The organism is Arthrobacter ruber (genome assembly GCF_002954225.1).
GTDB classification, from domain to species: Bacteria; Actinomycetota; Actinomycetes; order Actinomycetales; family Micrococcaceae; genus Arthrobacter_D; species Arthrobacter_D ruber.
This window is the reverse complement of sequence record NZ_PPTH01000014.1, coordinates 215,378-242,257: the sequence shown is the minus strand read 5'-3', so window position 1 is coordinate 242,257 and position 26,880 is coordinate 215,378. Positions and strand designations below refer to the sequence as shown.

Below are 26,880 nucleotides of genomic sequence, written 5' to 3'. Positions count from 1 at the left end.
TCCAGGAATGCAGGAGGGCTCCCGGCACTTGCCGGGAGCCCTCCTGCATTCCTGCATTCCTGCGTTCAAGGGTTCAAGGGATCATGGCTTCGTGAGTCCCTGAGTCCCTGAGTCCCTGGGTCCCTGAGTCCGCGCTCAGCGTGCGGCGTCGACGGGGACGTCGTCGGGGACCTCCCCGGCCACCCGCCGGTCCCAGGCCGCCATCACCCGGGCGTCCGTGGGTCGGGTGGCGAGCGACACCACGACGTAGACGAACGCGGACACCGCGAGACCGTAGTAGATCGGCTCATTGGCGTAGATGCCGTCGTACCGGGCCTCCGCCGTGACCTCGAGGTAGGTCATGACGCCGAGGGTCACGAGGGTGCCGGCCGCCATGGACGCCCCGGCCCCGATGCCGTTGCCCCGGCGCCAGACGAGGCCGCCGAGGATCGCCACGAGGAGGCCGCCCACCAGGATGTCGTAGGCGATGGTCAGGGCCGCCACGACGTCCTGCACGATCACGGCGAGCGCGATCGTGACGACTCCGAGGCCGAGGACCCACCAGCGGCTCGAGGAGACGTCGTGCTCGGACGTGGCACGCTCCGTGCCTCCCTTGCCGCCCGTGCCACGCCCGCCGAACCAGCCGGCCACGAAGGGCACCACGTCGGTCCGTGCCACCGTGGCGGCGGCGATCAGGGCACCCGACGCCGTGGACATCATGGCCGCGACGGCCGCGGCGAGGACGAGCCCGCCGATGCCGACCGGCAGCACGTTGAGGGCCACGTCGGCGTAGACGTCGTCCCTGGACTCGATGGCGGGCAGGATCACGCTGGCGCTCATGCCGATGATGGCGCCGGCCACCCCGTAGAGGATGCAGTAGATCCCGGCCGCCGAACCGCCCCAGCGCGCGATCTCCGGCGTGCGCGAGGTGAAGACGCGCTGCCAGATGTCCTGGCCGATGAGCAGCCCGAGCGTGTAGACCACGAAGTAGGTGATGATGCTCTGCGCGCCGATGCCAGTGATACTGAAGAACTCGTCCCCCGCGCGTTCGGCGATACCGGCGAATCCGCCCGCCGCCGCCAGGGAGAAGGGCAGCATGAGGGCGAAGACGCCGATGGTCTTGATGATGAACTGGGCCATGTCCGCCAGGGTGATGGACCACATCCCGCCGATCGTCGAGTAGACCAGGACGATCGCCCCGCCGACGAAGATGGACAGTGCGCGGTCCCAACCGAAGAGGACCACGAAGATCGTGGCGTAGGCGCCCGTGGATGTGGCACAGAGCATGAGGGTGTAGGCGAGCATGACGATGCCCGAGACGCGCGTGGCGCGGTGCCCGTAGCGCAGGGTGAGCATCTGCGAGACGGTGTAGATCTTCAGCCTCTGGATGGTGGGGGCGAACAGCAGGCTGAGCAGCAGGACGCCGGTCCCGATGGCCACCACGAGCCACATGCCGGAGATGCCGTACTGGTAGCCGAGGCCCACCCCGCCCACCGTGGAGGCTCCGCCGAGGACGACGGCGGCCATGGTGCCCGTGTAGAGCAGGGGCCCGAGGCGCCGCCCCGCCACGAGGTAGTCGCTGGCGTTGCGGGTGCGCGACTTGCCCCACCAGCCGAAGCCCAGCATGGCGACGAGGTAGGCCACCACGATGGCGATATTGAGTGCCTGCATGGACGAGTCCTTCGGTCGGTGTCCTTGGGATGCCCTAGGGGCAACTATTGTTGCCCCGTAAGCTACTCGTGACGCGGCTCACGCGTCAACCGGATCGGCCCCTGTTACAGCGGGAGCGCTGTAGGCTTCCCGGAGCGTCGAAGGAGAGGACACGCATGAAGGCCCTGCCCGTCGAACCCACCAATGCTCCTGTTGCCATCGGGTCGCGGATCCGCGCCGCGCGGCAGGCCCAGCGCATGACGATCGAGCAGGTCGCCGAGTCGACCGGCCTGACGAAGGGCTTCCTCAGCAGGGTGGAGCGCGACCTCACATCGCCGTCCGTCGCCTCGCTCGTGACGCTGTGCCAGGTGCTGTCCATCTCGATCGGCGACCTCTTCCAGGTGCCCGAGACGCACCTGACGCGTGCGGCGGAAGCCCCGCGCATCAGCCTGGGCGGCCAGGGCATCAACGAGCGCCTCATGACGGCCCGCTCCGAGCGGCGGCTCCAGATGATCCGCGCCGTCGTGGAGCCCTACGGCCGGGGCGAGGACGAGCTCTACTCGGTGGACTGCGAGGTGGAGACCCTGCACGTCGTCGAGGGCCGGTTCGTGCTGATCTTCCCGAACAGCAGGTACGAGCTCGACGCGGGGGACACCGTGACCTTCCCGGGCCAGGAACCCCATACCTGGCTCAACCCCGACGACCGCGAGGCCGTGGTGCTGTGGACGCTCGTGCCGGCGGCGTCGGGATAGACCCGGGGGCTCAGCCCACATGCACCCAGGGGCGCTTGGTGACGTCCGGCTCCGCGGCCCGCAGCACCTCGCGCGTCACCGGTGCGATCTCGCCCTCGCCGGTGAAGAGGAACTTGAAGAGGTTCGCCACCGGGTCGCCCTCCGTCCAGCGGAAGTAGACGTGCGGCATGAGGCCGGTGGTGTCGCGGATGTGCAGCATGACGGCGGCGATGGTGTTCGGGACATTGGAGCTGTGGACCTCGAGGATGCGGTAACCGTGCCGCACGACACCACGGACGCGCAGTTCCGTCTCGAACTCGGACGAATCGTCCACGGTCACCTCGATGAACAGCGGCCTGGCAGTGTTCGGGATGTGCGACACGGCGCAGGCGTGCTGGTGCTTGTGGCGGTAGGCCGAGCTGCTCAGGCGCTTGGGTTCGTGCGCGATCAGCAGGATGTCGCCGTCGTCCTGGGAGCTGACGAAGGACAGGGCCGTCTCGTCCATCCTGATGCTCGTGGCCCTCAGCTCGAAGGCGCGGCGCGAGCGGGAGATGATCGAGATGACGATGATGCCGAGGATGAAGAAGGCAGCGATCCTCAGCCCGTCGGGGCGCTCGATCATGTTGACCGCCGTCGTCAGGACGAAGACGACCGTCGCGATGCCGAAGCCGATGGTCAGTCCCCGCTGGCGCCTGCGGCGCGCCGACAGCGTGACCGCGACCGACGCGGAGGTGATGAGGGCGAGGACGCCGGTGGCGTACGCACCGCCCTGGGCCTCGACGTCGGCCTTGAAGAGGAACGTGACCAGGATGGCGATGAGGGTGATGACGAGCACGAGCGGGCGGACCGCCTTGGCCCAGGCCGGGGCCATGCCGTAGCGGGGGAGGTAGCGCGGCACGAGGTTCAGGAGTCCGGTCATGGCCGAGGCGCCCGCGAACCAGAGGATGCTGATGGTCGAGATGTCGTAGACGGTGCCGAACGCGTCACCGAGGTAGAGGTGCGCAAGATAGGCCAGGGCACGGCCGTTCGCCGGGCCGCCCTCCCCGAAGGCCTCGGCCGGGATGAGCAGCGTGGTGACGAAGCTCGAGGCGATGAGGAACCCGCTCATGATGAGCGCGGCCGAGGTGAGCAGCTTGTGGGCGCCCTCGATCCGGCCGGCCGGGTCCTCCTCGGTGTCGCCGGGCTTGCCGTCGATCTGCGGCATCACGACGACGCCGGTCTCGAAGCCGGACAGCCCCAGCGCGAGCCGCGGGAAGATCAGGACGGCGAGGCCGACCATGAGCAGGGGATTGCCGTGCTGGGTGTTCAGGGCCGTCCACCAGTCGGAGACGATGCCGTCCTGCGCGATGATCTGGGCCACGGAGACGACGACCACCACGAGGTTGAGCAGCAGGAACACGGCGACGATGGCCACGGCGATGCCGATGGCCTCCCGGAACCCGCGGAGGAAGACGGCCGACAGCAGCGCGATGAACAGCACCGTGATGAGGACCTCCTGGCCGTGCAGCCAGGTGGGGGCGAAGGGGTTCTCGATGAGGTGCGCGCTGGCGTCGGCCGCGGACAGCGTCATGGTGATGAGGAAGCTCGTCGCCGCGAAGCCCAGGAGCACGAGGACGAAGATCTTGCCGCGCCACTTGGGCAGGAGCTTCTCCAGCATGGCGATGGAGCCTTCGCCGCGCGGGCTCTCCGACGCCACGCGCTTGTACACCGGCAGTGCGCCGAACAGGGTGACGGCCACCAGGATGAGGGTGGCGATCGGGGAGAGCACGCCCGCTGCCGCAGCCGCGATGGCGGGCTGGTAGCCGAGGGTGGAGAAGTAGTCGACGCCGGTCAGGCACATGACCCTCCACCACGACTGCGTGCGCTCGGGCTCGGGCTGGTGCGCGGTGGGCTGGCTGGACTCGTTGAGCAGCCAGCGCCCGAGGCGCCTCCTGCCCTGGGCCCGCGTGTGCGCGGGTGACTGGGTACGTACGGAAGAACTCACCCGATCACAGTAGGACCGACCCGCCCGCCATCCGGGCGTCTTAACGCTTCCTTGATGGGGCTCCTTCCGCGCCCTCCGGGAACCGCGACACAGGTGTGTGGTTCCGCCGGGATGGCTTCGCGCGCCCGGCCCACCCGTTCCGCAGGACGCCGATCCTTGACCGCACCTGCGGCCCGGAATAGCCTTGTGCAAAACCTTTGATGCATATTGGGCAACTTCGCACGGGCGAGGACAGCCCGGACAGGACGGAAGCTGTGGAAGAACTGCGCGTCACCGGAGGCGGGCACCTCGGCCCCATCGATTCCTCCCGGATCCCCCGCTACGCAGGGGCCGCCACCTTCGCGCGCCTGCCCCGCCTCGACCAGGTGGAGCGCGCGGACATCGCCGTCGTCGGCGTCCCCTTCGACTCCGGCGTCTCCTACCGCCCCGGCGCGCGGTTCGGCGGCAACCACGTCCGCGAGGCGTCGCGCCTGCTGCGCCCCTACAACCCCGCCCTCGACGTCTCGCCGTTCGAGCGCGTGCAGGTGGCCGACGCTGGGGACATGGCGGTGAACCCGTTCAACATCAACGAGGCCATCGAGACCATCCAGCAGGACGCCCTGGACCTCACGGCCGACGGCGCCCGCCTGGTCACGCTCGGCGGTGACCATACCATCGCCCTGCCGCTGCTGCGTGCGGCGGCGGAGCGCGCGGGACAGCCTGTGGCCATGCTGCACTTCGACGCCCACCTGGACACCTGGGACACCTACTTCGGCGCCGAGTACACGCACGGCACCCCCTTCCGGCGGGCCGTGGAGGAGGGGATCCTCGATACCGAGGCCATCTCCCACGTCGGCACGCGCGGCCCGCTGTACGGCGTGCGGGACCTCGAGGACGACCGCCGCTTCGGGTTCGGCATCGTGACCTCCTCCGATGTGTACCGCCAGGGTGTGGACGAGGTGGTCGACAGGCTGCGCTCGCGCATCGGGAACCGCCCGCTCTACGTCTCGGTGGACATCGACGTCCTCGATCCCGCGCACGCCCCCGGCACCGGCACCCCCGAGGCAGGCGGCATCACGAGCCGTGAACTGCTCGAGATCCTCCGCGGACTGCGCGGCCTGAACCTCGTCGGCGCCGACGTCGTCGAGGTGGCCCCCGCCTACGACCACGCCGAACTCACCGGCGTCGCCGCCTCCCACGTGGCCTACGACCTCGTGACGCTGATGGCCGACACGCTCACCCCCGAAGCGCCCGCCGCGGCTCCGACAACGAAGGACCGGTAATGGACATCACCGACGGCGCCGCCTCCGCGCCCCCCGCCCCCGTCACCGGCCAGCGCAACGGCGGGGACCTCGTGGTCGAGACCCTGTCCGCCCTCGGTGCGACGACGGTCTTCGGCATCCCCGGACAGCACGCGCTCGGGCTCTTCGACGCGCTGTCGCGCTCCGAGCTGCGCTTCGTCTCCTCGCGCGTGGAGAACAACTCGGCCTTCGCCGCCGACGGCTTCTCCCGCGCCACGGGCGACGTCGGCGTGCTGTTCCTCTCCACCGGTCCGGGTGCGCTGACCTCGCTCGCCGGCCTGCAGGAGGCGTACGCGACGGGTGTCCCGATGGTGGTCGTCGCGAGCCAGATCCCGCTCGAGGGCCTGGGCGCGCGGCGCAAGGGCATGCTGCACCAGCTCGACGACCAGAAGGCCTCGGCGGCGAACGTCACCAAGAGCCAGCGCCTGATCCAGCACGCCTCCGGCATCCCGTCGGCCATCCAGGACGCCTGGACCGAGGCGGTGTCCTCGCCGCAGGGCCCCGTCTGGGTCGAGGTACCGCAGAACGTCCTGCTGGATCCCGTGATGGTGCCGGAGGTCGAGGACGCGCTCGCCGAGCCGTTCGACAACCCGCCGCGCATCGAACTGGTCCGCGAGGCCGTGGCCTGGCTCAAGGACTCGAAGCGGCCGGCGATCGTCGCCGGTGGCGGCACGCGGCGCGGCAGGGCCGAGAAGTGGCTGCTCTCGCTCGCCGAGAAGCTCGGCGCCCCGGTGGTCTGCTCGCCGGGCGGCAACGGGGCCTTCCCCTGGACGCACGAGCTGTCCCTGCAGTCGTGGGTCGAGGACCGCCACGTGACGGAGGTCCTCGAGGACGCGGACGTCCTCCTCGTCGTCGGTTCGTCGCTGGGCGAGGTCACCTCCAACTACTTCACGCTGGAACCCCGCGGCCGCATCATCCAGATCGACGCCGAACCGCGCGTCCTCGAGTCCAACCGGCCCGCCCTCGGCATCCGCGCCGACGCCGGCCAGGCCCTCGCGGCGCTCGACGGGGCGCTCGAACCGCTGGCCCGCGACCGCCAGCCCGGATACGACGCCGCCGCCCTGGTCGCCGAGACCCTCCGACGCGTCGGTGCGCGGCTCGACGCGCAGGACCTCGGCAAGGAGCGCACCTTCCTGCAGGACATCCGCGAGGCCGTCCCGGCCGGGATGCAGACGTTCTGGGACATGACCATCTCCGCCTACTGGGCGTGGAGCTGCTGGGACGCCCGCGAGGGCCAGTTCCATTCAGCCCAGGGAGCCGGCGGCCTCGGTTTCGGCTTCCCCGGCGCCATCGGCGGGTCCGTGGGCCTGGCGTCGCGCGGCCTGCCCGCGCGGGTGCTCGCGGTCTCCGGGGACGGGTCCGCGATGTACTCGATCGCCGAACTCGCCACCGCGCGCCAGCACGACATCCCGGTCACCTGGCTGATCGTCGACGACGGCGGCTACGGCATCCTCCGCGAGTACATGGAGGGCGCCTTCGGCAAGGCGACGGCCACCGAGCTGGCACGGCCCGACTTCGTGGCGCTCGCCGAGTCCTTCGGCGTCCCGGCACGGCGGGTGGCCCCGGAGGACGTCGGCCAGGCCCTGCGGGAGAGCCTCGCGGCGGAGGGCCCGAACGTCGTCGTGGTGGAGACGCTCATCCGGCTCTTCGCGCCCACGCACCTCGAGGTCTAGCGCCGGAGCGGATCGGCCACATCGACGGACCGTATCGGGTCTCCGCCGGCGTCGGACTCGTCGACCAGGATCCGTCGCAGGACCTGTCACGGACTTGCGTCGGGCGAACCTGCCGGTCGAAGCTTGAGGGGCACGACCAGCACAGCCCCGATCCCACAGATGAGGTATGCCCCGTGACGGTAGTCGGCTTCCATTGCTCGCACGAACAACTCGGCCCCCGCGCCCTTCTGGATGTGGTGAAGGAGGCCGAGGTGGCGGGATTCGGAGCTGCCATGTGTTCGGACCACCTCACGCCGTGGAGCGAACGGCAGGGCGAATCCGGGTTCGCGTGGTCCTGGCTGGGCTCGGCGCTCGAGGCCACCGACCTGTCGTTCGGCGTGGTGACGGCCCCCGGGCAGCGCTACCACCCGGTCATCACGGCCCAGGCCATCGCGACCCTCGAGCTCCTGTACCCGGGCAGGTTCTGGGCCGCTCTCGGCAGCGGACAGGCGATGAACGAACACATCACCGGAGACCGATGGCCCGCGAAACCCGAACGGAAGGCACGGCTCAGGGAATCCGTCAGCGTGATCCGGGCACTGCTGGCGGGGGAGGAAGTCACCCACCAGGGTCTCATCACAGTGGACCGGGCGAAGGTCTGGTCCGTTCCGGACACCCCTCCGCCGTTGATCGGGGCTGCGGTCACGCGGGAGACCGCAGCATGGGTGGCGTCCTGGGCCGACGGGCTCATCACCATCCTGCAGCCCCTCGACGAGGTGAGCGCGGTCATCGGCGCGTACCGGGATGCCGGCGGTATCGGTGATGTCATCATCCAGGCGCAGGTCAGCGTCGCTCCCACCCGCGACGAGGCATTGCGAGTGGCACACGATCAGTGGCGGACGAACGTCTTCCCGCCCCCACTGTCCTGGGACCTCCCGACGGTGCAGCATTACGACCAGGCCGCCGAGCACGTCTCCCCGGACGCCGTCGCCGAGTCCGTGTTCATCACCGACGACCACGCCGCACTCACCGGACTGCTCCACGACATCGGCGAACGGGGTGCGGACCGCATCTACCTTCACAACGTCGGGAAGGACCAGCGCCACTTCCTGTCCGTGATGGCCGAGCATGTCCTCCCCCAACTGACTGCGACCCGATGAGGATCACCGACACCAGTGACATGTGGTGGAAGACCGCCGTCTTCTACAACCTCAACGTCGAGACGTTCATGGACTGGGACGACGACGGGGTGGGTGACCTCGAAGGGCTGGGCCAGCGGCTGGATTACCTCGAGGAACTCGGGGTGACCTGCATCTGGCTGGCCCCGTTCTACCCCTCGCCCCGCCAGGACAACGGCTACGACATCTCCGACTACTTCGGGGTCGACGAACGCAACGGGCACCTCGGTGACCTCGTGGAGATGGTCCGCACCGCCCACGACCGCGGGATGCGTGTCATCGTCGACCTCGTCGTGAATCACACATCGATCGAGCACCCCTGGTTCCAGAAGGCCCGCTCGAGCCTGGACAACCGGTACCGCGACTACTACACCTGGCGCGACGACAAGCCCGAGGACGGGCGGGCGAACATGTTCCCTGACAGGGAGGACGGCGTCTGGTCCTATGACGAGGAGGCAGGCCAGTACTACGAGCACTCCTTCTACCACCACCAGCCCGACCTCGACACCACCAACCCCGAGGTGCGCGAGGAGATCGCCAAAGTCATCGGCTTCTGGTTGCAGCTCGGCATCGACGGGTTCAGGGTCGACGCCGTCCCGTTCCTCATCCAGGCCGACGGCCACAACGAGCACGACTACCTGCGGGCCCTGAGGAGCTACGTCGGGCGGCGCAGCGGGACGGGCATGCTGCTCGGTGAGGTGAACCTGCCCTATGACGAGCAGGAAGCGTACTTCGGAGACCACGGGAACGAACTGACCATGCAGTTCGACTTCGTCGCCAACCAGCAGCTCTACCTCGCCCTCGCACGGCAGGACGCGACCCCGCTGGCCCGGGCGCTGGCGGCTCGGCCCGACCTCGCGAACGTGACCCAGTGGGCGAACTTCGTGCGCAACCACGACGAGCTAACGCTCGACCGCTCACGGACGACGAACGCGGCGAGGTCTTCGACGCGTTCGCGCCGGAGTCGTCGATGCGGATCCACGGCCGGGGCATCATCCGCCGGCTTCCACCGATGCTCGGCAACGACCCGCGGAGCATCAGGATGGTCTACAGTCTGCTGTTCTCCCTGCCCGGCGCGCCGGTGCTGTACTACGGGGAGGAGATCGGGATGGCGGAACACCCGACCCTGGCGGGACGCTCCGCCGTCCGCACCCCGATGCAATGGTCGGGCGAGGTCAACGGCGGGTTCTCCCATGCGGACGCGGACAAGCTGCCGTTGCCTGTCGTGGAGGGCGGTGGGTCCCCGACCCATGTGAGCGTCTCGGCGCAGCAGCACGACCCGGACTCCCTCCTGCAGTTCGTCCGCCACCTCATCGCCGCCTACAAGAAGTCCCCCGAGATCGGCTGGGGAGCGTTCGACATCCTCGAGCAGGAGAACTCCTGCGTCCTCGCGCACCGCCTCACCAGCGCCAACGGGCAGCTCGTCGCCCTCCACAATTTCGCGGATGACGCCCACAGAGTGAGCATCGACGTGCGGGGCGGCGCCGACATCACCCACGTGGTCGACCTTCTGGGCAACGAGACCGTCACCTGGACGGACGGCCCCCTCGAGATCGATCTGCCGGGTTACGGGTACCGCTGGCTCAGGATCGTCCGGGCGGGCGAGAAGCGCCTCCTCTGACGGAAGGCCCGTGCTTCAGGGCGACGCATTCCGCACAGAGGCCGGGCCGGACTCCGGCCGTACCCTCCGTACGCACCCTCGGGACCCTTCCCTACCCCGGGTACCGATGGGGTCGGACGAACCCCACGGGGACCGGCCGATGCCCGGGGTTCCCTTTCCGCCCGGCGGATGAGAGTGTCGAGGGAACTGCTCGACCACGTATACCGAGAATGGGAACGCAATGTCATTCAGCAAGGGCGACAAGGTCACCTGGAACACGCCGCAGGGTGAGACCGAGGGCAAGGTCGTGGAGAAGCACGACAAGGAGTTCACCTTCGACGACCAGAAGTTCAAGGCATCCAAGGACGAGCCGTACTACACGGTGGAGAGCGCGAAGTCCGGCAAGCAGGCGGCACACAAGGAGAGCGCACTGTCGAAGAAGTAGCGCTGGTGAACACGTAGCGCCCTTGCTGGTTCCGTGGAGGATCCGCTACCTGAGCGGGTCGTGTCCCCAGTTCATCAGGGAGTAGCGCCACTTCGAGGACTCGATGTCCTCCTTGGTGGGCCGCTGCGCCAGATGGCGGTGGACATAGCCCACCACCTTGTGCATGTGCTTGACGTCGTCGTCCTTCAGGTCGTCGCGCCGGGTGCCGAGGATCTCGACGATGCGCCTCCCCGATTCGTGACCCACGGACTCGCCGGAGCCCGACTCCTTCTGGCCCACCGCTTGCGACTCCTCGGTGTCAAGCCATTTCTCGAGCTGGGACGCGCTCATGTTGACCGCTTCCTTCCACTGGGGCCATACCTCGTCGAGATCGCTCGTATCGTTCGCCATGCGCCGCCCGGCCTTTCGTAGCAGTTCCGCCTGCAGGATCACATCCGATCCGTCCATGAAGCTGGCAATAGCTTAATCCTAAGCAGGCTGATAAATGTAGAGGGTACGTCGAACCAACGTCTAAGGAGCTCTACGTCATGGCAGGAAACCTTTTGGCACGATCAGCCCACGATCTCGGCGCTGCAGCCTGGTTCGGTGGCACCTTGATGGGCGCTGTCGGACTCAACGGTGCAACGGGCAAGGCGAAGGACCCCAAGGAGCGCACGCGCCTCTCCGCGCTCGGCTGGGCGAAGTGGACCCCTGTCCAGATCGCGGCCTTCGCGATCCACGGCATCGGCGGCATCGGCCTGATCCTCGGCAACAAGGGTCGCGTTGCGGCCCAGGACTCCGTCGGATCGAACACCGTCTGGAAGACCATCGTCACCGTCGTGGGCATGGCACTCTCGCTGTACTCGGGCATCCTCGGCAAGAAGGTCGGGGAACTCGCCGACCAGGGTGCGGAAGGGGCGACCGAACCGCGTCCCGGTGCCGACGACGCGCTGGCCAAGGCCCAGTCGCAGCTCAAGGCCACCCAGTGGCTCCTGCCCCTCATCAGCGGCATCGTCGTGGTGATGGGAGCGAAGCAGGGCGAGATGCAGCGTCCCGAGAACGTCAAGAAGGGCCTCTTCAAGAAGTAGGCCCGGTTCCAGGCTTCCCCCGCAGCGTCCGCGCCGACCGACACCAGCAGGTGTCGACGGCCGCGGGCCGCGGGGGTTTCGCCGTTAAGGCCGGGAACCACCCGGGATCACTGCATCGTGAAGGCGCGCGCCACCCGGCCGTGCAGGGCGTCGTTCCTGATGATCGCGGCCAGGACGGCGTTGCGCGGGCGCAGGAGAGGCGCCGGCAGGGGGCGTCCGAGCGCCATGTTGAGGTGGGCCTTGCGCCGGGCCAGCGCCGCCTCCGCCCGGCGGTCCTTCTCGTACACGGTGAGCCGGGCGGCGACGTCGTGCCCGTCGCGCAGCGATGCGGCGATGATCGGCACGAGCCGGACCGCGTCGAGCCAGCCGAGGTTCATGCCCTGCCCGCCGATGGGTGAGACCTCGTGGGCCGCGTCACCCACCAGCACCGTGCGCCCCGCGACGAACCGCTCCGCGAGACGCGACTGCACCTCGAAGGCACTCAGCATGGAGTTGGTGTCGGGATCGACGTCGACGCCCGTCCGGTCCCTGATGAGCCGCGTGAGGTCCTCGGCCGTCGGGCGGTCCATCGGGCAGCCCACCCGGACCACCCACCGGCGGATACCGCCGGGCAGGGGGAACGACTCCACGATGCCCCCCGTCTCGAGGTAGAGCACGGCGTCGTCGCCGTCGTCGGTGGTGTCCTTGAAGTCGCCCATGACGTAGCAGTCCGGGTAGCGGCGCAGCGGCGCGCGGATGCCGGCGACGTCCCGGATCGAGCTCCGCGCACCGTCCGCGGCGACGAGCAGCCGCGTCTCCAGTACCTCGTCCCCGTCCGGGGTGCGCGTGACCACCAGCGCACGGTCGCCGTCGTCGCGCGTGGTGAGCACGGAGACACCGCGGCGCACCGTCCCCGGGAACTCCTCCTCAAGGCGACGCTCGAGGATCTCCTCGGTGACGGCCTGGGGGACGGCGAGGACGTACTTCTCCCGGCCGGGGAGGGTGGAGAAGGACACGGAGCCCACGTACCGGCCGGCGCTGCGTGCGACCCCGTCCCGGATGAGGACCCCGCGCGTGCGCAGCTCGTCCGCGATGCCGCCGGTCTCGAGCGCACGCAGCGCCGGGGGATGGATGCCGATGGCCCGCGAGTGGGTGCTGCGTTCGGTGCGGCGCTCGAGAACGACGGCGTCGAGGCCCGCCTGGCGCAGCAGGAGCGCCGTGTAGAGCCCGACGGGTCCGCCGCCGACGACGATCACGTCATGCATGCCCGGCATCCCCGTGTGCGTCCCGGCGGTCGAGCACCAGCTGGGCGATGAACGGTGCCGCCGTCCGCACCCGCCAGTCCGGTCGGTCGGCGACCGCCGCACGCAGTTCATCCGGCGTGTAGCTGCGGCGGATGGACGTCAGGCCGTCCCTGCGGATGTAGGACCCGGGCAGCGGCAGCGTTCCCGCCGAGAACAGGGCGTAGCCGACGCGGTGCCGGGCGATGTCGCTGTGCACGGCCATGCGTCGCGTCAGCTGTTCCGAGTCGTCCAGCAGGCCGGTGAACTCGGTGGGGTCGAGGTGGTGCAGCACGTGGTTCGAGATGACGGCGTCGAACACCGCACCCTGCGCCACCAGTTCCGAGCTCAGGGCACGGTGGAAGGACAGTCCCGGGAGGGCGGGGCGGGACGTCGCGTAGGCGTGGGCGCGCTCGTCGGGGTCGATCGCCGTCACCTCCAGCGCCAGCCCGTCGAGCTGCGCCCAGCGGACCAGGGTCCGGGGCAGGTCGCCGCCACCCGACCCGATGTCCAGGAGGGTGTTGGTGCGGTCCGGTGAGAACGTGGGGCGCAGCAGCGAGGTGTACGTGCGGCGCCAGCCCGACACCACGGCGTTGACGATGCCGAACTGGGCGTAGGTGCGCTCCAGTACCACGGGATCGCAGTCGGGCCGGTCCATCTCCTCGACGGCGTCGAGGTCGCGTGTGGCGAGGAACCTCGCCCGGCTCATGCTCCGCGTCCGTCCGTGGTCCCGCGTCGGCTCATGCTCCCGCTTCGCTGAGGATGGGCTCGAGGTCCGACGGTACGGCGTCGACAGCGGCGGTATCGGTGGTATCGGTGGCTGTCTCCGCGACCGGCACGGCAACGGCTGTGCCGTCGGCCGGGATCGCGCCGATCCTGGTGAGCAGGGCGGTCTCGACGGTCAGCCCGGGACCGAAGGCCATCGAGCAGATGCGGTCGTTGCCCGATGATGCCGGCTGGTCGAGGATGTGCTTGAGCACGAACATGACCGTGGCACTGCTCATGTTGCCGTACCTGCGCAGGATCTCGCGTGCGGGGACGAGCTGCTGCTCCGTGAGGCCGAGCTTGGCCTCGACCTTGTCGAGGATGCTCCGTCCGCCCGGGTGGATCGCCCAGTGCTCGATGTCCGAGTAGTCCAGCCCCTGGAGCGAGGGATCGCGGGCGAGCAGGGGCTCGAGTGCACCCACGATGTGGCTGTCGATGATGTGCGGGACGTACGTGCCGAGGACCATCTCGAAGCCCTCGTCACCGATGTTCCACGCCATGGACTCCTCGCCGACCGGGGTCAGCACGGTCTCGAAGTGGTCCAGGCTGAGCGCGGGTCCGTCCAGGGGGATGTCCCGGGCGGAGATGACCGCGGCTGCGGCGCCGTCGGCGAACAGTGAGGATCCCACGATGGTGTCGGGGTTGTTCGAGGTGCGGACGTGCAGCGAGCACAGTTCGGCGGAGATCACCAGGACGACGGCGTCGGGGTCCGCATCGCAGAACGCCTTCGCCGAGCGCAGCGCCGGGAAGGCGGCGTAGCAGCCCATGAACCCCAGGTGGTAACGCTGCACCGACGGCGGGAGGTCGAGTGCCCGCACCACCTTGTAGTCGGGGCCCGGCGCGAAGAACCCGGTGCAGGACACCGTGACGACGTGCGTGATGTCCGCGGCCTCGATGCCGGACGCCGCATCCAGGGCCTTCCGGGCCGCCTCGACGAAGAGCGTGGTCCCCTGCTCGGCGTAGATCTCGTTGCGGGTCTTGGTGCTCGGCGAGAGGATCCGCAGCTCCTTCTGGTCGAAGAAGAGGGGGTCCTCGACGGGCCCGTCGAGGGTCAGTTCCTCGAGGACCGTATGCCGGGTATCGATCCCGGAGGAGTCGAAGGCCGCGCCGACCAGGCGCTGGCCGAGCCGCGTGAGGCCCGGCTGCGCGGCGAAGACGTCGCGGACCTGGGGCTGCACCATGATGGTGGGGGGCACAGCCGTTTCGAGGGATCTCAGGATCACTGTCATAGGTCCATTACTAGAGGACTGACGCGCCAAACACAATGACAGTAGGCTTAGTGTTCACCTCGCCATCCGACCACCACCGTGAGGAACACCATGGGCACCGATCCGTCAGGCACGCTCGACCAGGAGGATCCGCGCGGTCCCGCCGTCGATGCATCCACCGAACTGCAGGAGTACCCCGGCTTCACCGAACGCATGGATCCCCGCCCGGATCACGGCGAGGACAGCTACACCGGCCACGGGCGGCTGGCCGGGCTGCGCGCGTTCATCACGGGCGGTGATTCCGGCATCGGCCGGGCCGTGGCGCTCGCCTTCGCCCGGGAAGGGGCGGACGTCGCCATCGGATACCTTCCGGAGGAGGAGGAGGACGGTGCCAGCTGCCTCGAGCTCATCCGTGCCGAGGGGCGCACCGCGCTCGCGGTGCCCGGCGACCTGAGGGAGGAGTCCTACGCGCCGGCTGCCATCGCAGCGGTGCTGGAGGGTCTCGGCGGGCTGGACATCCTCGTGAACAACGCGGGTTTCCATATCGCCCAACCGGAAGGACTGCCGGACATCGACGCCGACCAGCTGCGGCGCACGTTCGAGACGAACGTGTACGGCACCGTCTGGCTCACGCAGGCGGCGCTGCCGCACCTGTCGGCAGGGTCCTCGATCATCAACACCACCTCTATCCAGGGCTACCATCCGTCCACCAGCCTCATGGACTACGCCGCCACGAAAGCCGCCCTGAATAACCTGACGTTCAGTCTCGCCGAGCTGCTGGGGGAGCGCGGGATCAGGGTCAACGCCGTCGCTCCCGGTCCCGTGTGGACGCCCCTGCAGCCCGCCACGACCACCAGCGAGAAGCTGGAGTCCTTCGGCGAGGGCACGCCCCTCGGCCGCATGGGTCAGCCGGCCGAACTGGCCGGGGCATACGTCTTCCTCGCCTCGAACGACGCCCGGTATGTCTCCGGGGAGGTCCTGGGCGTCACCGGCGGCAAGTACCTGGCCTGACCCGGCGTCCCGTGCAGCGGCCCGGACCAAGCCGGACGGCGCCGCGCGACGAAGTGCAGATACCAGCGCCGGAGGCACACCGACCGGCGGCCGGCTGACACGGACGGGCTGATCGTGAAACTTCTGACTGCACTGCCACCCAGGCGCCGCAACGCCGTGATCGCCGCCGTGCTCGCGGCCCCGCTGGTGATCTCGGGATGCGGCGCCGTCGAGGAGAACCCGCTCGGGGTGAACACCGCGGGCCAGGCCCAGCCCGCCGAGTCCGCTCCTTCCGCCGGCGGTCAGGCCCTGCTCGCGGGCGACGACCTCGGCGACGATCCGCTGAACGTCGGCATCGACGGGGCGGAACTCTGCGGCGTGCAGCCGGACGACAGCCGCCTGCGCTACACGGTCATGCTCCACAATCCCACGCTGGAGACGTTCACCTTCGGCGAGATGACGCTGGGGGACCCGCAGGGCCTGAACGTCCTGTCCGCGATGGTGCAGACGGCCAACCGGGAGGGGCACAACCACCCGGGCGCTGAGACGGGTGCCCACGGCGGGCACGCGCCGACGCCGGCGCCGACCACACCGCAGGAGCCGATCGGCCCGCCCGTCCCTGCCGACGGGTACCGGTTCGTGCCGGACGCCCACGTCAACATCATCGTCACCGTGGAACTCGCCCAGGGCGTGACCCACGGGAGCGCGGAGAACATCCTCGTGGCGTTCTCGACGCCGGAGCGCGACTACTCGGTGGCGCACGACCTCAAGATCGACGTCGACGCCACCTCCTGCGGCTGAACGGTACCGACGACAGAGCCCCCGTCTCGAGGAGACGGGGGCTCTGTGATCCGGGTCGGAAGGCCGACCGGAGCCGGACTAGGCCGGGAGCTGCAGGACGTGACCGGTGAAGATCAGGTCCGCGTGGATCACGGTGTCGGTGTTGGCCGCGTACAGGGCCTGCCAGCCACCTGCGACGCCGAGCTTGGCGGCGATGGTGCTGAGGGTGTCACCCGACTGGATGGTGTAGGTCTGGCCGCTCAGGGCGACAGGAGCCACGGCGGCGGGAGCCTGGACCGGTGCGGAGTACTGCACGGGTGCCTGGACCGGAGCCGCGTACTGCACGGGTGCCTGGACCGGAGCCGCGTACTGCACGGGTGCCTGGACCGGAGCCGCGTACTGCACGGGTGCCTGGACCGGAGCCGCGTACTGCACGGGCGCCTGGACCGGCGCCGGAGCCTGCTGGGTGGAGTAGGCCGTGGAGGAGCCACCGCTCAGACCGAGCTTGGCGGAGCAGGCGGGCCATGCGCCCCAGCCCTGGATCTGCTGGAGGTTGGTCGCGACGCGCTTCTGCTCGTCGACGCTTGCCGTATTCGGCGATCCGGTGCCGCCGGCAGCGTTCCAGCTCGACTGCGTGAACTGCAGGCCGCCGAGGTAGCCGTTGCCGGTGTTGATGCTCCAGTTTCCGCCGCTCTCGCACTGCGCGAGCTGATCCCACGTGTCGGCGTTGGCTGCACCAGCCGCTGCGCCGAGGCCGAGGCCGGTGAGTGCTACTGCGGCGAGTCCACGACGGGCGCTGGTGCTGAAGGAGTGTGTATTCATGGGGTTACGATGCTCCGAGAGGCCACCCGCACTAGGTCCGTCCCCGGACTTCTTCGTGCCGCTGCTCACCTTGACGGTTTAGAGGTCATGGTTCGGCAGCCGCCTGTTGAGCAACGAGCGGTGGAGGGCGGCGCCGGGCATTCATCGCTGCTCGGTTGACGGCAGCTTTTCGCTTCCCCGGACGGGGAACTTCCTCCACCGTAGGGCATATTTCATTCGTTGCCAAACCGGTACGGCTCTATGCTTGACATTGAGCAAAAACAAGGAATTGGAAGTGGCTGATTTGAGGATCCTCTGCCACACTAGCGCCCCGGGCCCCGTGGAGGGCACGCGAAGGGGCCCGGACGATGCCGTCCGGGCCCCTTCTGCGGGTGGGATTCCCGCGATCGGTCAGGCGGCCTTGGCGAGGTACCCGTTGGGATCCAGCACGTACTTCGTCGCTGCCCCGGCGTCGAACTCCTCGTAGCCGCGCGGTGCGTCGTCGAGCGCGATCGGCTTCGCGTTGACTGCCTTGGCGATGTGCACACGGTCGTGCAGGATCGCCATCATGAGACCCCGGTTGTATTTCATCACCGGGCACTGGCCGGTGGTGAAGGACAGTGACTTCGCCCAGCCGGTACCGAGGCTGAGCGACAGGGAGCCGACCTTCGCGGCCTCGTCGATGCCGCCCGGATCGCCCGTGACGTAGAGGCCCGGGATGCCCAGGGCGCCGCCGGCGGCAGTCAACTGCATCAGCGAGTTGAGCACCGTGGCCGGTGCCTCCGTCGCCGCGCCGCTCCCATGACCGCGGGCCTCGAACCCGACGGCGTCGACGCCGCAGTCGACCTCCGGCACGCCCAGCAGCTGCTCCAGCTGGTCGCGCGGATCACCCTTGGACACGTCGACGGTCTCGCAGCCGAAGCTCCGTGCCTGCGCCAGCCGGTCCTCGTTGAGGTCCCCGACGACGACGACAGCCGCACCCAGCAGCTGCGCCGACGCCGCAGCGGCAAGGCCCACGGGACCGGCGCCCGCGATGTAGACGGTGGAGCCCACGCCGACCCCGGCCGTCACCGCGCCGTGATAGCCGGTGGGGAAGATGTCGGACAGCATCGTCAGGTCGAGGATCTTCTCCAGGGCCTGGTCCCGGTCGGGGAACTTCAACAGGTTCCAGTCCGCGTACGGGACGAGGACGTACTCGGCCTGGCCGCCCACCCAGCCGCCCATGTCCACGTAGCCGTAGGCGCTGCCCGGACGATCCGGGTTCACATTGAGGCAGATGCCGGTCTTGCGCTCCTTGCAGTTGCGGCACCGCCCGCACGCGATGTTGAAGGGCACCGAACAGATGTCACCCTCCTTGATGAATTCGACGTCCCGTCCCACCTCGACCACCTCGCCGGTGATCTCGTGGCCCAGCACGAGGTCCGACGGCGCCGTGGTGCGGCCGCGGACCATGTGCTGGTCCGACCCGCAGATGTTCGTGGCGACGGTCTTCAGGATCACGCCGTGGTGGACCGCCCGGCCCACGTTGGCCGGGTTCACCCCCGGCCCGTCCTTCAGCTCGAAGGTGGGGTAGTCGATGTCGATGACCTCGACCTTGCCCGGTCCCTTGTAAGCAACAGCTCTGTTACCGCTCATGGAATTTCCCTTTCGTTCATTCCGTTCGTGGTGCGACCGGTCGCCCGGCCACGCGAACCAGCGGCTGTGGGACCCGAAGGAATTCCGCCGGCCGCTGATAGGGCCGAACCTACCGCCCAGGGGGTCGCATGGACGTTGCATCGTCCACCGGCCGTCTTGTGGAGCGGCCCGGATCGGGGAGAGGGTAGCCCCATGACTGACACCGTCCTCATCACCGGCGCGACCTCCGGCATCGGCGCGGAGTTCGCGCGACAGTTCGCGGCCCGTGGCTGCAGCCTCGTGCTCGTGGCGCGGGCTGTGGCCCCGCTCGAGGAGACGGCGGCCGCACTCCATGCGCGGTGGGGCGTCGACGTCGAGACCCTCGCCGCCGACCTGCTCGACGACGACGGACTGGCCCGCGTGCTCGCCCGCCTGCGTGTCGCGGACGGCGAGGCCGGCTCCGACGCCTCACCCAATCCCGTGTCCGAGCCCGTGTCCGGTGCGGAGTCCCGCCCGCAGTCACGCCGGAGCGGACCGGCCGCGGTGACCGTGCTGGTGAACAATGCCGGCTACGGGCTCGTGCGGCCCTTCGCCGACAACGCGCTGGACGAGGAGATCCGACACCTCCGCATCCACGTCGAGGTGCCGCTGTCCCTGGCGCACGCGGCCCTCCAGTCGATGCGGCCGCGACGGTCCGGCACGATCATCAACGTGGCGAGTGTCGCCGGCTTCACGCCGCGAGGGACCTACGGGGCGGGCAAGGCGGCGATGATCAGCTTCAGCCGCTGGGCGAACCTCACCTACGGGCGGGAGGGGATACGGGTGACCGCCGTGTGCCCCGGATTCGTCCACACCGATTTCCATCAGCGGATGGGCGCGGACAAGAGCGGTGTCCCCGCCCTCCTGTGGCTCGACGCCGGGCTCGTGGTCCGCCAGGCGCTGAGGGACACCGCCGCGGGCAGGGCGGTCTCCATCCCGAGCCTGCGCTACAAGATCCTCACGGCACTGGCGCGGGTGGCGCCGTCGCCGATGGTGGCCGGTTTCGCGGCGCGGGGCCGCTGATACGAGGAGCGGCGCGGGGTCGCTGACGCGAGGAGTGCTGCACGCGACACGGCCGAACCGGCACGACGACCGGACCGCTGCCCGCTTTCCACTTCGCGTGCGGGCTCGACGGCAGCGGACCGGCGACGGACGCCGGTCAGGAGGTGCTGCCCCCGCTGTCCCACGCATCGGGTTCGGCTGCGGCGTCCTCGGGGCGGCGATGCCCGGGCTCCTCCGCCGAGCTGTCGCCGTCGAAGGCGGCCGGCACGGCGCCCGCGCTGTGGATGCCCTGCTCCTGGCGGATGCCGTCGGCGGTGCGGTCGGCCGATCCCGCCGAGGGGTCGAGGACGTTCTCGCGCCGGTCCGCCGCCGGGTGGCCGTCGGACTGTCCGGTGGCGCTGCCGTCCGGAACCCCGTCGCCCGCGCGTTCGCTGCCGTCCCTGTCCGCCGTCAAGCCGCGGCCCGTGGACCCGGGTGAGCCGCCGTCGTGCGGGGCCGCTCCGCCGGCGCGGGTGGCCTCCTTCTCCAGGGGCGGGACGGGCTCCGCCGGGCCGAGGGGGTGGTCCTCGGGGAGGGATGCGCTGCCGGGATTGCCTGCGCTGCTCGGCTCGGTCATCATGCTCCTTCTGATCTGCGACTTCTGATTACCACTGGGTGCTGGTGGTGCCGTCAGGTGCGAGCGGGGCCCCTGCGCACCATGCGACTGCGCCCGCTTCTACCACTGTGTCCTGATTGTCCCCCGCGCACCGGCATGGGAGGACTGGAGGGGTCAAACCGGTCAGTAAGTATGCTTATCATAGGAGGCCACAGGGTTGTGGGAGATGCGCCTTACAAGGAGGTAGGACGATGGCAGGTTACTTCAAACTCGTGGACGCTCATGACGACGGTTTCCGGGTGAAACTGACCGCTCCGGATGGAACGCTCGTCGCGGTCTCCACCTTCTACGCCACGAAGGAAGAGGCGATCGCGGGCATCGAGCTGATCCGGGAGATCGCCGGGACGGGTCCCGTGGTGGACCACAGCCGGGTCGAGTCCTCCGAGCAGGACGAGCTCTTCTTCGGGCTGCAGAGCGCCCCGGATCGGGACGGTCGGGTGCGGCGCGACGCCTGATCGGCGACGCGGGACGAGAGGAATCCGCGACACGGTGTACCACTGTATACATTGCCGCTGGATGTGGAATAGGATGGGGCTATTCCACAAACCTCTCTGAAGGGAGCCAACGTCATGTCGACCGCGGACTCATTCGGCGCGAAGGGCGTACTCGATGTCGCCGGCGCAGACTACGAAATTTTCAGGCTCAGTGCGGTCGAAGGCTCCGAGAACCTTCCGTTCAGTCTCAAGGTCCTCCTGGAGAACCTTCTCCGCACCGAAGACGGTGCGAACATCACGGCCGACCACGTCCGCGCGCTCGCGCAGTGGGACGCGGCCGCGGAGCCCGACACCGAGATCCAGTTCACCCCTGCGCGCGTCATCATGCAGGACTTCACCGGCGTCCCCTGCGTCGTCGACCTCGCAACGATGCGTGAGGCCGTCGCGGACCTCGGTGGTGATCCCAAGCGTGTGAACCCGCTGGCACCGGCCGAGATGGTGATCGACCACTCCGTGCAGATCGACGCCTTCGGCAACGCCGGAGCGCTCGAGCGCAACATGGAGATCGAGTACCAGCGCAACGGCGAGCGGTACCAGTTCCTGCGCTGGGGCCAGACCGCGTTCGACGACTTCAAGGTCGTCCCGCCGGGCATGGGGATCGTGCACCAGGTCAACCTCGAATACCTGGCGCGCACCGTCATGACGCGCGAGGTGGACGGCGTCCTCCGCGCCTACCCCGACACCTGCGTGGGCACCGACTCGCACACCACCATGGTCAACGGTCTCGGCGTCCTGGGCTGGGGCGTCGGCGGCATCGAGGCCGAGGCGGCCATGCTCGGCCAGCCCGTCTCGATGCTCATCCCGCGCGTCGTGGGCTTCAAGCTGACCGGCGAGATCCCCGCCGGGGCCACCGCCACCGACGTCGTCCTGACCATCACGCAGCTGCTGCGCCAGCACGGCGTCGTCGGCAAGTTCGTCGAGTTCTACGGTGAGGGCGTCGCCTCGGTGCCGCTCGCCAACCGCGCGACCATCGGCAACATGAGCCCCGAGTTCGGCTCCACCGCCGCCATGTTCCCGATCGACGACGTCACGCTCGACTACCTGCGCCTCACGGGCCGCCCGGCCGAGAACGTGGCGCTCGTGGAGGCGTACGCCAAGGAGCAGGGCCTCTGGCACGACCCCTCCCGCGAGATCCGCTTCTCCGAGTACCTCGAGCTGGACCTGTCCACCGTGGTCCCCTCGATCGCCGGACCGAAGCGCCCGCAGGACCGCGTGGAGCTCAGCAAGTCCAAGAGCCAGTTCCGCGAGGACCTGCGCAACTACTCGGACGACCCCGACCTGGACTTCGCACCCGGCGGCACCGTCGACGAGTCGTCGCAGGAGAGCTTCCCGGCCTCCGACTCACCGAGCTTCACCCCCGGCACGACGGCCTCGGTCACCGAGGAGAACACGAAGCCGCGCGAGACCGTCGGCGCCGGTGCTGCGGGCTCGCGTCCGTCGAAGAAGGTCAGCGTGAGCATGAAGGACGGCCGCGAGTTCGAGCTCGACCACGGCGCCGTCAGCATCGCGTCGATCACGTCCTGCACCAACACGTCCAACCCGTCCGTGATGCTCGCCGCCGCCGTGCTGGCGCGCAACGCCGTCGAGAAGGGCCTGGTGTCCAAGCCGTGGGTCAAGACCTCCGTGGCCCCGGGCTCCAAGGTCGTCACCGACTACTACGAGAAGTCAGGCCTGATCCCGTACCTGGAGAAGCTCGGCTTCTTCACCGTCGGCTACGGCTGCGCCACGTGCATCGGCAACTCCGGCCCGCTGGAGGACGAGATCTCCCAGGCCATCCAGGACAACGACCTCGCGGTCACCGCCGTCCTGTCCGGCAACCGCAACTTCGAGGGCCGCATCAACCCGGACGTGAAGATGAACTACCTGGCCTCGCCGCCGCTGGTGGTCGCCTACGCCCTGGCCGGGACGATGGACTTCGACTTCGACAACGAGCCCCTCGGCCAGGACGAGGCGGGCGAGGACGTCTTCCTGAAGGACATCTGGCCCAACCCGGTCGAGGTCCAGAAGGTCATCGACTCCTCGATCGACGAGGGCATGTTCACCTCGAGCTACGCGACGATCTTCGAGGGCGACGAGCGCTGGCAGTCCCTGCCGACGCCCGCGGGCGACACGTTCGCCTGGGACCCGGAGTCCACGTACGTGCGGAAGCCCCCGTACTTCGAGGGCATGCAGCGCGAGGCGAGCCCGGTGCAGGACATCGACGGCGCACGCGTGCTGCTGAAGCTCGGCGACTCCGTCACCACCGACCACATCTCGCCCGCGGGATCGTTCAAGTCGGACACCCCGGCCGGGCGCTACCTCACCGAGAAGGGCGTGCAGCGCAAGGACTTCAACTCCTACGGCTCGCGCCGTGGCAACCACGAGGTCATGATCCGCGGCACCTTCGCGAACATCCGCATCAAGAACCAGCTGCTCGACGGCGTCGAGGGCGGGTTCACGAAGGACTTCTCGCAGCCCGACGCACCGCAGGCCGCCGTGTACGACGCCGCCGAGAACTACCGCGCAGCCGGCACCCCGCTCGTGGTCCTCGCGGGCAAGGAGTACGGCTCCGGCTCGTCGCGTGACTGGGCGGCCAAGGGCACCGCGCTGCTGGGCGTGAAGGCCGTCATCGCCGAGAGCTACGAGCGCATCCACCGCTCGAACCTCATCGGCATGGGCGTCCTGCCGCTGCAGTACCCCGCGGGCCAGAACGCGGAGTCCCTCGGACTCACGGGTACGGAGACGTTCGCGGTCAGCGGTGTCACCGAGCTCAACGAGGGCCGCACGCCGCGCACGGTGAAGGTCACGGCCACCCCGCCCGACGGCGGCTCGCCGGTCGAGTTCGACGCCGTCCTGCGCATCGACACACCGGGCGAGGCGGACTACTACCGTAACGGCGGCATCCTGCAGTACGTGCTGCGCCAGCTCGCCAGCTGATCAGTACGAGGTTCCGGGCCGGGAGTCCCATCTCCCGGCCCGGGCCGTCTGCAGGGCATCCGCCCTGCCACCCGAACCACGACCGAGGGGGCGCCATGACCGAGTCCGCAGAACTGTCGGCGCGCGTCGACGGGGACGCCATCTTCCGCGTCCTCCGCGGCGAGATCCTCGCCGGTGTCCACCCGCCCGGCACCGCCCTGCGGGAAGTGGTCATCTCCGAGCGATTCGGCGTCTCCCGGACCCCCGTGCGGGAGGCCCTGAGCCGGCTGCAGCACGAACGCCTGCTCGAACGGGCGGCGCGCGGGCTCCAGGTCCCGCAGATCGACCCGCAGGAGGTCATCCAGATCTACGACCTGCGCGTCATGCTCGAGGAGGAGGCAGCCGGCCAGGCGGCCCTGAACCGCGGAACCGCGGACATCATGCGCCTCGAGGCGCTGCTGGAACGCGACCGCGCCGTCGTCGACCCGGACGACACCACGAAGGTCACGAACAACCTCGAGTTCCACACCTCGCTGTGGGCCTCCGCGCGGAACCCCATCCTCATGGACCTCCTGCAGCGGCTCTCGACGCACCTCATCCACACGCCGCGCTCCACGTTGTCCGTGGGGGACCGGTGGCAGGAGGTGCTCCTCGAGCACGAGGCGCTCATCAGCGCCATCACCGAACGGCGCAGCGACGACGCCCGCGCCATCGCCCGCCGGCACATGGAGACGGCGCGCACCATCCGCCTGCAGCTGCTGCGCACCACCGCGGCGGACTGACCGTGGCTCCCGAGGGCGGCCGGCACCGTCTCCTGCTCGACGTCGACACCGGGATCGACGACGCCGTGGCCCTCCTGTACCTGCTCGCGACACCCGGTGTCGCGCTGGAGGGGATCACCTGCACGGCCGGCAACGTCGGCGCGCGGCAGGTCGCCGCGAACAACCTGGCCCTGCTCGAGCTGTGCGGGCACGCCGGCGTCGAGGTCGCGATCGGCAGCGAGGTGCCGCTGGAGGTGCCCCTCGTCACCACGGAGGAGACGCACGGCGACCAGGGCATCGGCTACGCCGTCCTGCCGCCGCCGCGCGGGCGCGTGTCCGGGCGGCACGCCGTCGACGTCTGGCTCGAGGCCGTCCGCTGCCATCCGGGGCAGATCACCGGTGTGGTGACCGGTCCGCTCACCAACCTGGCCCTGGCCCTGCGCACCGAACCGGAGCTGCCGATGCTCCTGAAGGGGCTCGTCATCATGGGCGGGGCGTTCCACCACCCGGGCAACACGACGCCGGTGGCCGAGTGGAACATCCATGTGGACCCGCATGCCGCGAAGGAGGTGTTCGCCGCCTACGAGGGGCTGCCGGTCCAGAAGCTGCCCGTGGTGTGCGCGCTGGAGACCACCGAGCGGATCGAGTGCACGCCCGCCCATGTCGACGCCGTCGCGCGCGCCGCGGGTGCCGGGCCCGAACTGCTCTCGCCCGACGACCCGGCGGGGACGCGCAGCACGAGCGACAACGCCGTCGTCGCCTGCGTGTCGGACGCCCTGCGCTTCTACATGGAGTTCCACCGCCTGTACGACCAGGGCTACATCGCCCACCTGCACGACCTCTTCGCGGTGATGGTCGCGACCGGGGAGGCGGGTTTCGGGGAGCGCCTCGCCACGGTCGACGTGGAGACGTCGTCGCCACTGACCTTCGGGCAGACCGTCGCGGACGTCGCCGGGATGTGGAAGCGGGCGCCGAACGCCCGGATCGTCACGGGCAACGACCCCGCAGCGGTGTTCGAGCTGATGGTCCGCCGCCTGTCGGACCTCGCGAGGATGCACGGCTGAGGGGAGCGCCGCCCCGGTACACTGGGATCGCCCGCACTGCTGCGTGGCCGGCGCCGAGGTGACATGAGGTGCGTCCTCCTTCCTCGATCCTGCCCTAGGACTACCGTGAGTTCACCCCTGACCCGACCCTCCGCGACTCCGGAGCGGCCACGCCGCCTGCTCATCCTCCTCGGCGGAGCGCTGATCGCCGCCACCTACCTGTTCCTGGTCGTCGTGCAGCCCGCGGAGATCGCCGGCGGCATGGGCAGCGTCGCGTCGCTCGTCTCGCTCGTCGGGTTCCTCGGCGGAGGCGCCCTGCTGGTGGCGGGGATCCTGCCGATGCTCAGCACGAGCTCCCTGGTGGTGATGCCGCTCGGCATCGCCCTGAACATCGCGATCGGCCAGGTCGCCGGATCCCTGGGCATGCAGATCTACCTCGACGCCATCGGGACCGTCCTCGTCGCCGTCCTCGCCGGTCCCGCCGCGGGGGCGGCGACCGGCGCGCTCAGCAACGCCATCTGGGGTCTGTTCAATCCATTCGCGCTGCCCTTCGCGGCCGGCGCCGCGCTGATCGGACTGCTGGCAGGCCTCGCTGCGAAGTACGGTGCCTTCCGCCACGTGTACCTCGCACCCGTGGCGGGGCTCGTGGTCGGTGCGATCGGCGGTCTCGTCGCGGCGCCGGTCGCCGTGTTCATGTTCGGTGCGGCCGGCACGTTCGGCACGAACGCCATCATCGCCGTCTTCCGGTCGATGGGGGACAAGCTCCTGGTGGCCGCCACAAAGCAGGGGCTGCTGTCCGATTCGCTCGACAAGATCGTGGTCTTCGTCCTCGTGGCGCTGATCGTGTACGCCCTGCCGCGCCGCGCGGTCCTCCAGTTCCCCTTCGCGCGGACGCACCGCGTGCTCGGGCAGCGGACCGACGTGGCGGGCATGGGGACGAAGGACGGCACGACCACCGGCACGACCACGGCAGGCGCCGCACGCGGGAACCGCACCGGCGCCTGAGCC

The 26,880-nt window shown here is 69.5% G+C and carries 24 protein-coding genes and 1 pseudogene; 16 read left to right on the top strand and 9 right to left on the bottom strand.

From position 1 onward, the window contains the following. Positions 1–135: 135 nt before the first annotated feature. Positions 136–1,650: a sodium:solute symporter family protein gene (locus CI785_RS06230; RefSeq protein ID WP_105031218.1), complete on the bottom strand. Its 1,515-nt coding sequence runs from the start codon at positions 1,648–1,650 to the stop codon at positions 136–138. 155 nt (positions 1,651–1,805) lie between these two features. Between CI785_RS06230 and CI785_RS06225 the strand changes: the two genes are divergently transcribed. Further along, the gene (locus tag CI785_RS06225) at positions 1,806–2,381 is read left to right on the top strand and encodes a helix-turn-helix domain-containing protein (protein ID WP_105031217.1); all 576 of its coding nucleotides are present in this window, start codon (positions 1,806–1,808) and stop codon (positions 2,379–2,381) included. Positions 2,382–2,391: 10 nt separating this feature from the next. On the opposite strand, the gene CI785_RS06220 is transcribed toward CI785_RS06225, so the two are convergent. Continuing rightward, positions 2,392–4,200, bottom strand: a complete 1,809-nt coding sequence (locus CI785_RS06220) for an APC family permease (protein WP_105031216.1) — start codon at positions 4,198–4,200, stop codon at positions 2,392–2,394. A 398-nt stretch (positions 4,201–4,598) separates the two neighbouring features. Between CI785_RS06220 and speB the strand changes: the two genes are divergently transcribed. From speB to CI785_RS06195, 6 genes and pseudogenes are all read left to right on the top strand, one after another. Further along, positions 4,599–5,606, top strand: coding sequence for an agmatinase (gene speB / locus CI785_RS06215; protein WP_105031215.1), 1,008 nt, complete (start codon positions 4,599–4,601; stop codon positions 5,604–5,606). Next, positions 5,606–7,297 carry a thiamine pyrophosphate-binding protein gene (locus CI785_RS06210; protein ID WP_105031214.1) on the top strand — a complete coding sequence of 564 codons (1,692 nt, stop codon included), beginning with the start codon at positions 5,606–5,608 and terminating at the stop codon, positions 7,295–7,297. Before speB ends, CI785_RS06210 begins: the two co-directional genes overlap by 1 nt. Positions 7,298–7,470: 173 nt before the next feature. Continuing rightward, positions 7,471–8,436 carry a TIGR03885 family FMN-dependent LLM class oxidoreductase gene (locus tag CI785_RS06205; protein ID WP_105031213.1) on the top strand — a complete coding sequence of 322 codons (966 nt, stop codon included), beginning with the start codon at positions 7,471–7,473 and terminating at the stop codon, positions 8,434–8,436. Continuing rightward, positions 8,433–9,299 (top strand): annotated as a pseudogene (locus CI785_RS06200) (alpha-amylase family glycosyl hydrolase); the annotation flags it as partial. The gene CI785_RS06205 and the pseudogene CI785_RS06200, both read left to right, overlap by 4 nt. 125 nt (positions 9,300–9,424) lie before the next feature. Next, complete coding sequence (locus CI785_RS17775) at positions 9,425–10,075, top strand: alpha-amylase family glycosyl hydrolase (RefSeq protein WP_476692377.1); 651 nt, start codon at positions 9,425–9,427, stop codon at positions 10,073–10,075. A gap of 220 nt (positions 10,076–10,295) precedes the next feature. Next, positions 10,296–10,499 carry a hypervirulence associated TUDOR domain-containing protein gene (locus tag CI785_RS06195; RefSeq protein WP_105031212.1) on the top strand — a complete coding sequence of 68 codons (204 nt, stop codon included), beginning with the start codon at positions 10,296–10,298 and terminating at the stop codon, positions 10,497–10,499. 45 nt (positions 10,500–10,544) lie between these two features. On the opposite strand, the gene CI785_RS06190 is transcribed toward CI785_RS06195, so the two are convergent. After that, positions 10,545–10,946 carry a DUF3140 domain-containing protein gene (locus CI785_RS06190; protein ID WP_240615036.1) on the bottom strand — a complete coding sequence of 134 codons (402 nt, stop codon included), beginning with the start codon at positions 10,944–10,946 and terminating at the stop codon, positions 10,545–10,547. Positions 10,947–11,026: 80 nt separating this feature from the next. Between CI785_RS06190 and CI785_RS06185 the strand changes: the two genes are divergently transcribed. After that, on the top strand, positions 11,027–11,566 hold the full coding sequence (locus CI785_RS06185) for a hypothetical protein (protein ID WP_105031211.1): 540 nt from the start codon (positions 11,027–11,029) through the stop codon (positions 11,564–11,566). Positions 11,567–11,673: 107 nt separating this feature from the next. On the opposite strand, the gene CI785_RS06180 is transcribed toward CI785_RS06185, so the two are convergent. The 3 genes from CI785_RS06180 to CI785_RS06170 are packed head-to-tail and all read right to left on the bottom strand — an operon-like array spanning position 11,674 to position 14,849. Next, positions 11,674–12,810, bottom strand: a complete 1,137-nt coding sequence (locus CI785_RS06180; protein WP_105031305.1) for an FAD-dependent oxidoreductase — start codon at positions 12,808–12,810, stop codon at positions 11,674–11,676. Further along, on the bottom strand, positions 12,803–13,534 hold the full coding sequence (locus tag CI785_RS06175; protein WP_105031210.1) for a class I SAM-dependent methyltransferase: 732 nt from the start codon (positions 13,532–13,534) through the stop codon (positions 12,803–12,805). Before CI785_RS06175 ends, CI785_RS06180 begins: the two co-directional genes overlap by 8 nt. Before the next feature lie 31 nt (positions 13,535–13,565). Then, positions 13,566–14,849, bottom strand: coding sequence for a type III polyketide synthase (locus tag CI785_RS06170; RefSeq protein ID WP_276308007.1), 1,284 nt, complete (start codon positions 14,847–14,849; stop codon positions 13,566–13,568). A gap of 60 nt (positions 14,850–14,909) precedes the next feature. Here CI785_RS06170 and CI785_RS06165 point away from each other — a divergent pair, with 60 nt between their 5' ends. Next, on the top strand, positions 14,910–15,809 hold the full coding sequence (locus CI785_RS06165) for an SDR family oxidoreductase (protein ID WP_105031208.1): 900 nt from the start codon (positions 14,910–14,912) through the stop codon (positions 15,807–15,809). A 114-nt stretch (positions 15,810–15,923) separates the two neighbouring features. Continuing rightward, the gene (locus CI785_RS06160; RefSeq protein ID WP_105031207.1) at positions 15,924–16,589 is read left to right on the top strand and encodes a hypothetical protein; all 666 of its coding nucleotides are present in this window, start codon (positions 15,924–15,926) and stop codon (positions 16,587–16,589) included. 78 nt (positions 16,590–16,667) lie between these two features. On the opposite strand, the gene CI785_RS06155 is transcribed toward CI785_RS06160, so the two are convergent. Together CI785_RS06155 and fdhA are read right to left on the bottom strand one after the other, a co-directional pair. Further along, a complete protein-coding gene (locus tag CI785_RS06155; RefSeq protein ID WP_105031206.1) occupies positions 16,668–17,390 on the bottom strand; it encodes a LysM peptidoglycan-binding domain-containing protein in 723 nt (240 codons plus the stop codon). Between the two features lie 390 nt (positions 17,391–17,780). Then, a complete protein-coding gene (gene fdhA / locus CI785_RS06150) occupies positions 17,781–19,004 on the bottom strand; it encodes a formaldehyde dehydrogenase, glutathione-independent (RefSeq protein ID WP_105031205.1) in 1,224 nt (407 codons plus the stop codon). Between the two features lie 192 nt (positions 19,005–19,196). On the opposite strand from fdhA, the gene CI785_RS06145 reads away from it, so the two are divergent. Further along, a complete protein-coding gene (locus CI785_RS06145) occupies positions 19,197–20,045 on the top strand; it encodes an SDR family NAD(P)-dependent oxidoreductase (RefSeq protein ID WP_105031204.1) in 849 nt (282 codons plus the stop codon). A 136-nt stretch (positions 20,046–20,181) separates the two neighbouring features. Here CI785_RS06145 and CI785_RS06140 read toward each other — a convergent pair whose 3' ends face one another. Beyond that, positions 20,182–20,640 carry a hypothetical protein gene (locus tag CI785_RS06140; protein WP_105031203.1) on the bottom strand — a complete coding sequence of 153 codons (459 nt, stop codon included), beginning with the start codon at positions 20,638–20,640 and terminating at the stop codon, positions 20,182–20,184. Positions 20,641–20,870: 230 nt separating this feature from the next. Between CI785_RS06140 and CI785_RS06135 the strand changes: the two genes are divergently transcribed. The 5 genes from CI785_RS06135 (at position 20,871) to CI785_RS06115 (ending at position 26,877) form a co-directional block, all read left to right on the top strand. Further along, positions 20,871–21,134, top strand: coding sequence for a YegP family protein (locus tag CI785_RS06135; protein ID WP_105031202.1), 264 nt, complete (start codon positions 20,871–20,873; stop codon positions 21,132–21,134). Positions 21,135–21,248: 114 nt separating this feature from the next. Beyond that, positions 21,249–24,089 (top strand): aconitate hydratase, encoded by a 2,841-nt coding sequence (gene acnA, locus CI785_RS06130; protein WP_105031201.1) that lies wholly within the window; start codon positions 21,249–21,251, stop codon positions 24,087–24,089. A 95-nt stretch (positions 24,090–24,184) separates the two neighbouring features. After that, positions 24,185–24,850, top strand: coding sequence for a GntR family transcriptional regulator (locus CI785_RS06125; RefSeq protein ID WP_105031200.1), 666 nt, complete (start codon positions 24,185–24,187; stop codon positions 24,848–24,850). 2 nt (positions 24,851–24,852) lie between these two features. Beyond that, positions 24,853–25,893, top strand: coding sequence for a nucleoside hydrolase (locus CI785_RS06120; protein WP_105031199.1), 1,041 nt, complete (start codon positions 24,853–24,855; stop codon positions 25,891–25,893). A gap of 105 nt (positions 25,894–25,998) precedes the next feature. Beyond that, a complete protein-coding gene (locus CI785_RS06115) occupies positions 25,999–26,877 on the top strand; it encodes an ECF transporter S component (RefSeq protein WP_240615035.1) in 879 nt (292 codons plus the stop codon). Positions 26,878–26,880: the final 3 nt, after the last annotated feature.